General features: G+C 65.7%; 11 protein-coding genes. 8 read left to right on the forward strand and 3 right to left on the reverse strand.

From position 1 onward, the window contains the following. Window positions 1-273: 273 nt before the first annotated feature. The 7 genes from FHY02_RS22455 (at window position 274) to lysA (ending at window position 4620) form a co-directional block, all read left to right on the forward strand. Complete coding sequence (locus FHY02_RS22455; protein WP_183926580.1) at window positions 274-810, forward strand: hypothetical protein; 537 nt, start codon at window positions 274-276, stop codon at window positions 808-810. Next, a complete protein-coding gene (locus FHY02_RS22460) occupies window positions 803-1195 on the forward strand; it encodes a hypothetical protein (RefSeq protein ID WP_183926582.1) in 393 nt (130 codons plus the stop codon). Before FHY02_RS22455 ends, FHY02_RS22460 begins: the two co-directional genes overlap by 8 nt. A 13-nt stretch (window positions 1196-1208) precedes the next feature. Next, window positions 1209-2177, forward strand: a complete 969-nt coding sequence (locus FHY02_RS22465) for a magnesium and cobalt transport protein CorA (RefSeq protein WP_183926584.1) — start codon at window positions 1209-1211, stop codon at window positions 2175-2177. Window positions 2178-2322: 145 nt separating this feature from the next. Continuing rightward, window positions 2323-2586: a hypothetical protein gene (locus FHY02_RS22470; protein ID WP_183926586.1), complete on the forward strand. Its 264-nt coding sequence runs from the start codon at window positions 2323-2325 to the stop codon at window positions 2584-2586. Between the two features lie 23 nt (window positions 2587-2609). Next, on the forward strand, window positions 2610-3116 hold the full coding sequence (locus tag FHY02_RS22475) for a class I SAM-dependent methyltransferase (RefSeq protein WP_260173091.1): 507 nt from the start codon (window positions 2610-2612) through the stop codon (window positions 3114-3116). Further along, a complete protein-coding gene (locus FHY02_RS22480) occupies window positions 3113-3376 on the forward strand; it encodes a hypothetical protein (RefSeq protein WP_183926590.1) in 264 nt (87 codons plus the stop codon). Before FHY02_RS22475 ends, FHY02_RS22480 begins: the two co-directional genes overlap by 4 nt. An 11-nt stretch (window positions 3377-3387) precedes the next feature. Beyond that, window positions 3388-4620, forward strand: a complete 1233-nt coding sequence (gene lysA, locus FHY02_RS22485; RefSeq protein ID WP_183926592.1) for a diaminopimelate decarboxylase — start codon at window positions 3388-3390, stop codon at window positions 4618-4620. Between the two features lie 301 nt (window positions 4621-4921). Here lysA and FHY02_RS22490 read toward each other — a convergent pair whose 3' ends face one another. Next, window positions 4922-5521, reverse strand: a complete 600-nt coding sequence (locus tag FHY02_RS22490; protein ID WP_183926594.1) for a DUF1826 domain-containing protein — start codon at window positions 5519-5521, stop codon at window positions 4922-4924. Continuing rightward, the gene (locus FHY02_RS22495; RefSeq protein ID WP_183926596.1) at window positions 5518-6738 is read right to left on the reverse strand and encodes a GTP-binding protein; all 1221 of its coding nucleotides are present in this window, start codon (window positions 6736-6738) and stop codon (window positions 5518-5520) included. Before FHY02_RS22495 ends, FHY02_RS22490 begins: the two co-directional genes overlap by 4 nt. A gap of 300 nt (window positions 6739-7038) precedes the next feature. Here FHY02_RS22495 and FHY02_RS22500 point away from each other — a divergent pair, with 300 nt between their 5' ends. After that, window positions 7039-7200, forward strand: coding sequence for a GTP-binding protein (locus FHY02_RS22500; protein ID WP_311731919.1), 162 nt, complete (start codon window positions 7039-7041; stop codon window positions 7198-7200). Between the two features lie 371 nt (window positions 7201-7571). On the opposite strand, the gene FHY02_RS22505 is transcribed toward FHY02_RS22500, so the two are convergent. After that, entirely contained in the window at window positions 7572-8924 is a 1353-nt protein-coding gene (locus FHY02_RS22505; protein WP_260173092.1) for a TonB-dependent receptor, read from the reverse strand. Window positions 8925-9035 lie beyond the last annotated feature (111 nt).

Genomic DNA, 9035 nt, shown 5'->3' on the forward strand with positions numbered 1-9035 from the left:
CGGGGTTAACCCCGCCCGTTGCTTCACCTGCGCTCATGCGCGACAACACCGGTCAGTCTCTGGTTGCCGCTGGATGAAAGGCGGGGGTCACGTCATCGTCAGCTGAGTCGGTGCAGGCGAAGGGCGAGGTGCATCGTGGAGAGACGAGTTCGCGTTAGACTGACAGCACCTTCGTCGCATCACTATGCCGAGGCTATGGTGTTTCCGCTTTTCGATCTCGAATTGCTACACCGCACGGAATAGCTGGATCGCCACCTCAACGAGGATGGTGGCATGGTTCGGTGGCATCGATCGAGATCCGGTGACGTCGCGCTTCGCGCCGGCGGCTTGTGTCTGTGGGCGCTATCCTATTTCGCTGTCGCACGCCTTGGTTCGCTGAACTTGCCTCCGATGAAGGCAGGTCCGCTCTCCTTCACTCTGGCATCCATCGGCTTCGTGGCAGCGAGCGCAGGCGGCTTGCTGCTCAGCCTCGGACGGCACCTGTTCGATGAGGTGGAGGTGAGCGCGCGGTGGCGACACCGCGCATGCGTGAGTGTCTCTTCTCTGACGGAGCAACTCTCGATGAACAACATCAAGGAGCCTGCGCTGCTCGTTGTGGGGCGCGATACTGACGGCAGCTGGACTGTGCGCGAGAGCGCGGGAATGCTGCTCGGCCGCTTCGCGTCTGCCGACGCCGCGCGGCGCTTCGTGCAGACGGAAAGGGGATGGCAGCCGCAGATCGCGATCGCGTCCTCTGCAGGAACGGCGCCCAGGATCGATGGACGACTCAGCCTGCGGGTGACGGACACGACGGCGAGATCACGTGCGTAAGTTCCCTGCTCGCTTGCTCGGCGTCATCCTTTTAGTCGCCGCGACCGGCACGTCTCTGCTACACCGCGCCGTGTACGATGTGGTACGGACCGGACCGGCACACCCGGCAGAGTTTGCGCTTGGTCTGCTCAGCTTCCTGCTTGCCACCTGCGGCATCCTACTGCTGGTGCACGGCAAAAAGCTGCTTGAGCCCGGCAGGAATGATCAAGCCAAGGTAAAAGCGTCACTGAAGGAGCGATTCACCCTCCCGATCTCGCCTGGAGGACGCGCATTTGACTCGCGTCGTTCCGCCTCGTTGATGCAGGCACGCCACGTCATCGCGGTCGCCCGTGCCCGATCGGCGAAGGTGCGGCAGACGGCGAGCCTCGCTCACCGGCACCGCTGAGGCGCTCTCGCTCGTGCCGGTCATTGCCGCCTACCTGTACCGCCATGGACGCCGCGTTCGCGAGATCGCGATCGAGGAGCAGGTCAGCTGTCCGAGCGACCGCTCCGAATTCGTCTGGATCGGGCTCAGCGACCCGTGTTCCGACGAGATCGAGACGTTGCAGCGGCTCTACGGCCTGCATCCGCTCGCGGTCGAGGACTCGCTCAAGGACGGGCAGCTGCCCAAGGTCGACGTCTATGGCGACCAGCTGTTCGTCATCGGCCGCACGGCTTACCTGTGCCATGGGCGCATTGTCTACGGCCAGACCGCCGCCTTCCTTGGACACAGCCACATCATCACCGTTCGCCAAGGCTCGACCCGCTCGCACAGGCCGCTACGTGAGCATCTCGAGGCCGCGCCTGACCTGCTCGGCAAGGGCGGCGACTATGTTCTCCACGCCGTGCTCGACTTCATCGTCGACGGCTATCTGCCGCTGGTGACCGCGCTGGAGGAGGAGGTCGCCGCGATGGAGCAGCGCATGCTCGACACCTTCCTCGATCGCGCCGAGATCGCGCGCATCTTTGCGCTCCGTCGTGACCTCATGCGCTTCGACCGGATCCTGGTGCCGATGGAGGAGGTCGCGCGCAAGCTCGCCAGGAACGAGCTGCCGTGCGTCGACGCCGAGGCACGGCTCTACTTCCGCGACGTGCTCGATCACGTCCGCCGCGTCGAGGCGATGACGAGTGGGCTGCGCGAGCTGCTCACCTCGGTGTTCGAGTTCAGCAACCTCATCGAGCAGCAGCGTACCGGCGCAATTGCGCGTCAGCTCGCCGCCTGGGCCGCCATCCTGGCGGTGCCGACCGCGATCGCGGGAATCTACGGCATGAACTTCGAGCACATGCCCGAGCTGCACAGCCGGTACGGCTACCCTGCCACTTTGGTGGTCATCCTCGCGATCTGCTCGGCGCTGTACTGGCGGTTCCGTCGCGCTCGCTGGTTGTGAGCCGCCTAAAATGCGACGAGCCGTTGGCACGATTATGCGGCCACTATGCCGATCCCGGGAATCGATCTCGAAAGACTATGGGAGCAAGCGTAGCTGAGATGGGCGGGCACCCGATGCCCGGTTATCGAAGGCATCAGCAGCGATCATGTCGTCTGAACCTCTTCCGGAGCCCGACGAACGCGGCCCGGTCATCTACGTCGGTCAGGACCTTGCGGGCCACTGGCTCGTCCAGGACGGCGCGGGCAAGCTCGAGGGCCGCTTTACCTCTCGCGGCGCCGCGTTGAGCTTCGCTCACGCCGAGCGCGAGATCTATCACGCCAGCCTCGAGATGGCGGTCACGCCGCTGAAGCCCCTCATCCCGTTCGGTCCCGTCCCCGCCTGCGAGCGCGCGCTCGTGCGGGCGGCCTGAAGGAGGTCATCATGACAGCGACGATGAAGAAGGCCGGCCAGTCGCCGGCCAATGGTCCCCGCGCAGCGCGCGACTTCGCAGTGCCGGGCTCGCGCACGGTGCACGCCGATCCGCGCTGGCTTCCGCTCGTCACGGCGCTGGCCGATCTGCGGCAGCGGCACCGCTGCTCGGTCCGGATCGTCGACGCCGACTGCGGCAATGGTGCGCTGCTGATCGAGGCGGCACGTGAGGCGCGTGCGCTCGGCTTCACCGCCATCGAGGCGCGCGGCATCGACGGTTCACCTGCGATGATCGCCCGTGCCCGCTCGGCCGCAGGCATGATGCGGGACGGCGCGATCGGCCTCACCTTCAACCAGGTCGACATGGCGCAGGCGCTGGCTCAGGAGGCGGTCTTCCCCGCCGATATCGTGCTTTGGCACGGCACCGCGCGCGACGATCATCGGGCGGGTCTCAGCGGATTGCTCGCAGCCGCGGGTGAGCGCGTGATCGGTGATCCAGCCGCCGTTGCGATCGGAGGTATGCTCGCGTGACCCACCGCGACCTCGCCTGGAAGGCCACCGGCTTCGCCCTGTTCGCCGGCGCCTGTGCGGCCTGCCTGATGCTGGATCGATCACCGTTGATGGTGCCGCTCTTCATCGTCGCCCTGCTCGGGCTGCCGCTGATGGTACACGGCAAGCGCGTGGCGCAGGTGTTCCGCGCCGAGCGGCGCGGCCACTATCATACCGCAACCGCGGTCCATGCCGCACGCGTGCGTCGGCGTGGGCAGAACAGCGATGGCTTCGGCCTGTGAGCGACAGATCCATGAGCTTCTTCGCGTACAAGGATAACGCCCTTCACGCTGAGGACGTGCCGCTGTCGGCGATCGCGGAGGCAGTCGGCACGCCGGTGCACGTCTACTCGGCCGCCGCGCTGCGCCACGCAGCGGACGCCTTCCGCTCGGCGCTGCGGACCCTGCCTGCGGCCCGCTTCGCCTTCGCGGTGAAGGCCAATCCGAACAGCGCGGTGCTGCGCCTGCTCGCCGGGCGCGGCTTCGGTGCCGACATCGTCTCGGGTGGCGAGCTGCGCCGTGCGCTCGATTCGGGCATGGCGCCGGCCGGGATCGTCTTCTCGGGCGTCGGCAAGACCGACCGCGAGCTCAGCGATGCGCTTGACGCCAACATCGGCCAGTTCAACCTAGAGTTGGAGGAGGAGGGGCGAGTGCTCTCGCGCCTCGCGTACGTTCGGGGTCGGCGCGCGCCGGCGGTGCTGCGCGTCAACCCCGACGTCGACGCGGGCACCCACGCCAAGATCTCGACCGGGCGCCGCGAGAACAAGTTCGGCGTCAGCATCGCCGATGCCGCCGACATCTACGATCGGCTGGGCCGGCTCGACGGGTTGCACCTGCATGGTTTGGCATTGCACATCGGCAGCCAGCTTAGCGACCTTGCGCCGCTCGAGGCGGCGTACCGCCGCGTCGGCGAACTCATCCTCGAGCTGCGTGCACGTGGGCATGTGATTACCCGCGTCGACCTCGGCGGCGGGCTCGGCATCCCGTACCGCGAGGAGGATCATATCCCTTCGCTCACCGACTATGCGGCCATGGTCGCGCGCGTCACCGCGCAGTGGAACGTCGGTCTGACCTTCGAGCCAGGTCGGATCATCGCCGGGCTCGCCGGCGTCCTCATGACGCGCGTCATCTGGGTAAAGCCGGGTACTGCGGCACCGTTCGTGATCGTCGATGCGGCGATGAACGATCTGGCGCGGCCGGCGATGTACGGCGCCTACCACCGCTTTGCCGCCGTTCAGCCCTCCGGCGAGACGATGGTCGCCAATCTCGCTGGACCCGTCTGCGAGACCGGCGACACCTTTGGCACGAACCAGGAGATTGACCGGGTCGCCCGGGGCGATCTGGCCGTCTTCCATGCGACCGGTGCTTATGGTGCCTCGATGGCCTCCAGCTATAACTGCCGCCCGCTGAGCCCGCAGGTGCTCGTAGATGGAGGGCGCTTCGAAGTTGTCGGAGAGCGCGCCATTCCTACCGAGCGCGCGGCCTGACCCGAAATCAGCAAACCAGGAGCGGCGTTCAGCACCAGGGAGAAAGCCCGCCTTTAGCGCGTGCTACAAAGCGCGAACGGGTCACGGCTCGAGCTACCTTCATGAGCGGCTGGTGCTCTCACCGTTATCAGCTGGTTGCGCTAGCCACCCTCCCGCTCACGTGGCGTACAGGCGTGTCACATTGAGGAACGATGGCGTCCCAGCAACGTACCGGCCGACGATAGCGGAAGGGGGCAGACCACGTCCAACACCGTCTGCAAGCACTCGTTGCCGACCATGATTTTGCTTCCGTTGCGGGTGGTCATGCCTCCTCGTGCCCGGTCCAGGGATCGAGCGCCAGCAGCAGTCGCGTCTCGCCCGTCTCGCTGACGGGGGGCGAGCGATGGAGGATGAGCGGCTCGTCCGTCCAGCGTCGGCCCTTGAACAGGCCGACTTCACCCGCGCGCAGTTGCTCTATCGGGCCGTCGCTCCCGGCATGGATCCACTGCGTGCCCGGACCTATCAGCGACATCAGCAAGCGAGCGGTGACGAGGTCGGCGTGGAAGCGGCGGCAGGCGTCGGTCTCGATCACTTCCAGGCGAAACCTCAGCACCGCGCAGGACATGATCGCGGCGAAGCGGCGAGCGAGCGCGATCAGCTCATGCCCGAGCGCGCCCGCGCGGTCACCATAGCCGGCCCCGGCGATCAGATGGGGTAGCGTGCTCGCGAGTTCGTCCAGCGCGACGGGCGCGTCGATGTCCTCGATCTTACCCCAGTCGAGCGCCGATAGACCGGAGAGAGCGTGCGGCATCGATCGCTGCCAAACGGCGAGGTGGACGCCTACCTCGCCGATGCGGAGCAGCGCCCCGGCGTCCCGGCTGATCACTACCGCCTCGTCGCGCGGGCTAGCGGCGGCGATCATTCCGCCGCCTCCATCCGCGGCTCCCAGCTCGGGAACGGGTCGCGCAGGGCGGTCCATGTCTCCGGCGTGAAGCGCGTGACCGGCAGCAGCGCGGCGTCGAGTCGGTCGCGGATGCGGCGCTCATCCATCCCGATGCCGATGAAGACGAGCTCCTGGCGGCGATCGCCCCAGACGTCGTCCCAGTGCCGCGCGACGAAGCGTTCGAAGCGGTCGTCGTCGGGCCAGTGATGCCTGGGCAGCGCTCCCCACCAGCGGCCCATCCGAGCGGTCATCGTCTGGCTGCCGGCAACCGCCAGCTCGCCGACCCAGTCGGGACGGGTCGCCAGCCAGAAATGCCCCTTGGCGCGGATGACATGATCGAGCCCGCCGTCGGTCAGGAAGGCGTGAAGCTGGACCGGATCGAACGGCGCCCGCGCGCGATACACGAAGCTCTCGACGCCGTATTCCTCCGTCTCGGGCTGGTGATGCGCATAGCCGTAGAGCTCCTTGGCCCAGAGCGGGTGCTGCGACGCCTTGTCCTCGTCGAACAGGCCGGTGTCGAGCATCGCGTCGAGCGGCACGCGGCCGTGGTCGCAGGTGACGATCCGCGCGTCGGCGTTGAGCGAGGCGACGAGCTTCTTCACCACCGCCAGCTGCTCGGGCAAGACCGCGCTCGCCTTGTTGATGGCGACGACGTCGGCGAACTCGATCTGCTCGACCAGAAGGCCGACGAGGCTGCGCGTGTCGGCCTCACCGAGGCTCTCGCCGCGATCCGCGAGAAAGTCCTGGCTCGAGTAGTCGGCGAGCAGGTTCAGCGCGTCGACCACGGTGACCATCGTGTCGAGCCGCGCGACGTCGCCCAGGCAATGTCCTTCCTCGTCGCGGAAGGAGAAGGTAGTGGCGACCGGCAGCGGTTCGGAGATGCCGGTGCTCTCGATCACGAGGCTGTCGAACCGGCCCGTTTCTGCCAGCGCGCGGACCTCCTTCAGCAGGTCGTCGCGCAGCGTGCAGCAGATGCAGCCGTTGGTCATCTCGACTAGGCTCTCTTCCGATCGAGCCAGAGCGGCATCGCCGCCGCGCACCAGGTCGGCGTCGATGTTCACCTCCGACATGTCGTTGACGATCACGGCGACGCGACGCCCCTCGCGATTGGCGAGGATGTGATTGAGCGTGGTGGTCTTGCCCGCACCCAGGAAACCGGACAGCACCGTGACCGGCAGACGTGCATTGAGCGACATGAGATCTCTCCGACGAGACAGTATATCATCACTAAGTAGAGGCAGGAGCGTGGAGTGTCTAGCATCATGGTGACGAGCCTTCTGCAGCCGCGGGCGTGACGAACGACATGGTCCAGAGACGACGGGACCGCTGTCACCTTGAGGCGCTCGACGACCTGTCAAATTGTGCGACGCAGCGCTCTTTCCAGACATGGGCGAGGCGCATTCACGACCGGTGAGGATATGGTTTCGGCACGCCCGCGATGATCTGGCGGCAGGAGGGCGCGCGAGACCGATCTGTTCGCCGGACCGGACGCACTGATCCCCGTTTCCGTCCGCACCGGTTTGCTCGGCAGCGGCAAGACGATGCTGCGCAATCGACTGGTGCGCTCACGCCAGTCGCAGCGCCCGTTCGTCGTGATCATCGAGTTCGGTGCGATCGACCTAGACCATGACCAGCTCGCCGAAGCGACGGATGATTGACGGCTGAGATGATGGTTGATTGCCCCTGTTGCACCACCGCGGCGGTATGCAGCGCCTGCATTGCGGAGCACCGAGGTCCCGCGCGCGCAGCGGCGTCTGCTGGTTCGATCGCGTTGTAATTGGGAGGAACGGCCTAGCCGTTCCCGCGCCCATTCTGCACGCGCTGATGCGGGACGTGTAAATCCCACCCATAAGCGGGATCATTCTGGGCGAGGAGTTGAAGGCGAGCAATGGGTGACTGGCGTGCCCCCGCGGAGCATGCCGCCTTTCGACTCGCCAAACTTCATAGGTGCTTACGCCTAGAAAGATCTCTCCTACGACCGGGTCGAATGAGGCGGGTGCCGTAGTGGTGCTGCAGCACCCACGATAAATTAAAAGGCGTGACGCATGCCGATGACGACGTTGCGGCCACGCAGCGGCGACTGATCCTTCACGAACGAAGTGTGCACGAAGGCCAATTCGTTAAGGAGGTTGGTGCCGCGAACGTAGAATTCCACCGACTTGGCCGGTTCAAGGTCAATCCGATAGCTGAGCGTGGCGTTCAGCAGATCGTAGCCGGAGGTTGGCGTCTCGTAGGACGCGACGTTGGTCTGGCGGAAAGTGTGCGCATATTCGAGGTCGCCCGACAGCGGACCGGCGCGATGTTCGTAGCGCGCGCCCAGGCGGCCCGGTGGGATGCGCGGCAAGTTGTCGTTCTCACTCTTCAGCTTCGCATCCACATAGTCGCCAAACAAAGCAACACGCGATGCGGGCGTGATCTGGTAGCTCACTTGCCCGTCAATACCGGCGAATCGCGCGTCGGCGGCGGTGTAGACCAGAAAGTTGTGCGGAACTCCCGTCTCGTTCTCGGTCTCGATCAGCCGCGCGAAGACATAGTCGCCCACGTCCTGGTAGAAGAGGCCGACCTCGAACCCTAGCGCGCCTTCCGTTTTGCGGAGCGTCAGGTTGATCGCATCGGTGGTCTCCAGGATGTCCTCTGCCGACACGCCCCTGTTCTCCAAGCCGTCGACCTCCGCCACCAAGCCGAGTTCGTAGCTGTTCGTCGCCAGGTTGTTGCCACGAGCGTAAAGTTCGCGGACGCCGGGTGCGCGCTCTGTATGACCATAGGAGAGCCCGATCGAGTAGCCCCGACCGGCGTTCCACGTGCCGCCGATCGATGCTGAGAAGGGATCGTGCCGCACGGTCGGATAGCGTTGTCGGAACGCTGCGACGTCCTCAGCCTCCAGGATGGTCCGCCAGTCGGATCCGTACCATTCGACGAACAGATCGGCGAGTTCAGTGCCGAGTGTTTCGCGCCATGGGGGCACGCCCACGTCGATACGGCGCCAGTCCTGGCGCACCGCTGCCTCTAGATCGAACGCGCCGAAGGAGCGGCGTTCGGTCAGGAAGATCCCGACGTTCTCTGACCGATAATCGGGGCTGCCGTCCAAGCCGTAACCGCCGTCGCCGAACGGAACATGCAGGTTGTTGACGTTGATGCCACTGAACGTGCCATCGGTATATTGAACGCCTGCCGTACCGGTGAAGCCCAGGATCGGCTTGTGCGTCATTTCTACGCGACCGTCCCAGACCTCGTTGGTGAAGCGCGAGAACAGAAGCGTGCCATCCACTTCGTCATGCGCGTAATCGGTGTAGGAACCGCGCAGGCGCACATGCTCGAACCCGGGCAGCAGATCGTCATAGTCGGCGCGCAGGTCCACCCGATCGCTTTCCAGGCGGATCAACGCCGTGTGGCTGTCGTGACGTGACCCCCGCCTTTCATCCAGCGGCAACCAGAGACTGACCGGTGTTGTCGCGCATGAGCGCAGGTGAAGCAACGGGCGGGGTTAACCCCG

The sequence above is a fragment of the Sphingomonas sp. BK069 genome, assembly GCF_014193405.1.
Lineage (GTDB): Bacteria > Pseudomonadota > Alphaproteobacteria > Sphingomonadales > Sphingomonadaceae > Sphingomonas.

Bases quoted from the DNA above. Each gene is read 5' to 3' on its own strand.
- FHY02_RS22495 (WP_183926596.1), bottom strand. From the start codon at position 6,738: ATGTCGCTCAATGCACGTCTGCCGGTCACGGTGCTGTCCGGTTTCCTG.
- lysA (WP_183926592.1), top strand. From the start codon at position 3,388: ATGAGCTTCTTCGCGTACAAGGATAACGCCCTTCACGCTGAGGACGTG.
- FHY02_RS22490 (WP_183926594.1), bottom strand. From the start codon at position 5,521: ATGATCGCCGCCGCTAGCCCGCGCGACGAGGCGGTAGTGATCAGCCGG.
- FHY02_RS22475 (WP_260173091.1), top strand. From the start codon at position 2,610: ATGAAGAAGGCCGGCCAGTCGCCGGCCAATGGTCCCCGCGCAGCGCGC.
- FHY02_RS22470 (WP_183926586.1), top strand. From the start codon at position 2,323: ATGTCGTCTGAACCTCTTCCGGAGCCCGACGAACGCGGCCCGGTCATC.
- FHY02_RS22455 (WP_183926580.1), top strand. From the start codon at position 274: ATGGTTCGGTGGCATCGATCGAGATCCGGTGACGTCGCGCTTCGCGCC.